Source organism: Mycobacterium gastri (genome assembly GCF_002102175.1).
GTDB lineage: Bacteria > Actinomycetota > Actinomycetes > Mycobacteriales > Mycobacteriaceae > Mycobacterium > Mycobacterium gastri.
In genome coordinates, this window is the sequence record NZ_LQOX01000028.1 from 1 (window position 1) to 1906 (window position 1906).

General features: G+C 59.9%; 2 protein-coding genes. Both read right to left on the minus strand.

Translation table 11 applies throughout. From position 1 onward, the window contains the following. Window positions 1-407: 407 nt before the first annotated feature. The gene (locus AWC07_RS02545) at window positions 408-671 is read right to left on the minus strand and encodes a hypothetical protein (protein ID WP_036414631.1); all 264 of its coding nucleotides are present in this window, start codon (window positions 669-671) and stop codon (window positions 408-410) included. 12 nt (window positions 672-683) lie between these two features. Beyond that, window positions 684-1169 (minus strand): hypothetical protein, encoded by a 486-nt coding sequence (locus AWC07_RS26480; RefSeq protein ID WP_139829495.1) that lies wholly within the window; start codon window positions 1167-1169, stop codon window positions 684-686. Window positions 1170-1906 lie beyond the last annotated feature (737 nt).

Genomic DNA, 1906 nt, shown 5'->3' on the forward strand with positions numbered 1-1906 from the left:
ATTCCCGCAGATCAACGCCACATCCTCGACGCGCTCGGACTGAAAACGGGGTACTAAGGCAAATGTCCTAACTCAGGTGCGCCCACCACCGGTCAGGGTCTACGCTGGCAGCCGCGGGGGCCGCGGCATATTCAGATGTGTTCACAAACTCCGAACAATGCCCCGGCCACCGCTTCTACCAGCGCAGACACGCCGATACACTCCAGCCCCGAACTACGGCTGCAGTATTAAGAGATGAAAAATTTTCCGGTATCTTGGATGCGGGAAAATCTTCCTCCTGAAGATTCGATAGGAATTTGACGTCTTTCAGTGGACGCATGCAGTACGCAATAATCGGGAGGTTACTGGGCCTGTGGGTTTCATGACTCGGATCGATTCAACCCGCGGATCATGCGCCATAGCCTAGGCTATACAGGCGTGCCTCGGTTCGTGCCCGGCTTCTGCAGGAGCAAATCGTCGTGTTCACGGCGACGACAAGCTTCAACGAAATCAATTGCCGCTCTGCTGTCGCCCAAGAACTCACTATATTGGTCTTGCGTGAGCTCGTAATATTCCTCATAGTCAACAATTCCGTTGCTTACCGGTATCGACGCATAGTAGCGGCCCGACGATGTTTCGATACCGATTGAATACCTGTCATCCCGCGAAAAATAGGTGTCGTCGAATTTCACCGTATCTCTTTCCTACTCAAAGACGTTTGTCACAGTATAGTCGCCCGGCGGTATGTCGCCACCATCTATAACCGCCTCAGATGCACCATTAGGCAGGCGCCCTCCGGGAATCCATTGCTCGTTGGCGCCCGCTTCATTACCAGACGGAATCCGCAAATTAAATGTCTTGGGATCCGGTATATCGATTCTGACGATTATATTCGAATCGAGAAAGCCCTGCGGCAGGCCAAGTTCATTCTCCATAGCGCGCAGATCTCCTCGTGATACCTCAATCATTGCATCAGCTTCGTTCTTTGGCATTACGAATGACGTGCCGTCTCGCTGGGCAATTCCGTACTTGGCGAGGTTGCTTTCAGGCATGAATCGAGTTGCGCCCTCGTCGAATTTCTCAAGATGACTCTCAATATACTCCGGCGACAGGTATTCCGACGGGTCAGGTCGAGTACCCTTCGGCATTGCGATGATTTCTTCGCGGTGCTCGGCGCTCAATTCTCCCAAAGAGGCGTCGTCACCATGTGAATTGGGGGTTGCGCTGCGGCCTTGCACCGTGTCGTCGCGCGCTGTCCCGGGTGTGTGCCCATCGGCGGCCGCACCGTGGCCACGCGCAACACCATGCGTCGGCGGAGGTTCGGACGAATGCCCACCCGGTGCGACCCTTTCCCCACCATGCAGCCCGGAGAGTTCAACCGGACGACCGGCCGGGACCCTGAATTCGGCTGCGGGCGAGGGCGTCGGCGCGACAACGGAATGCGCCGCGGAGGCTGCCGGCTGTACGGGAGATCCACCGGCTGAATCCGGCACCCGACGCGGCACGACATCAGCTACCGGCGCTCCACCCGATGTCAGCTGACCCTCCGGAACCGCAGGCGCAGCATGCGGCGCCGGCCCCGGCGAAGCTATCGGCTCCGGCCCCGACCCCGACGAAGCTATCGGCTCCGACGGACCGACCGGCCGCCCCGGAGCCGGGTGCGAGGTCGCGGATCCCGTTGGGGCAGAGCGGGACTCGGTCGGGGGCGTGCCCGGTGTGGATTCCACAGGACGCGTGGCCTCAACCGGTGCCCGCGGGGGCTCTCCTGTCGGCAAGACCGCGGGTTCGCCGCTGGGCTGCGGATCAGTCTTGGGCAGATCACCGCCGAGGTCCTCTAGCTCGGTCGTCAACGCGTCGCCGGTGTGGGTGATTTCACCCAACTGCCCGCCACCACCTGGCGCTCCGACACGCGTACCGCCGCTGCCAT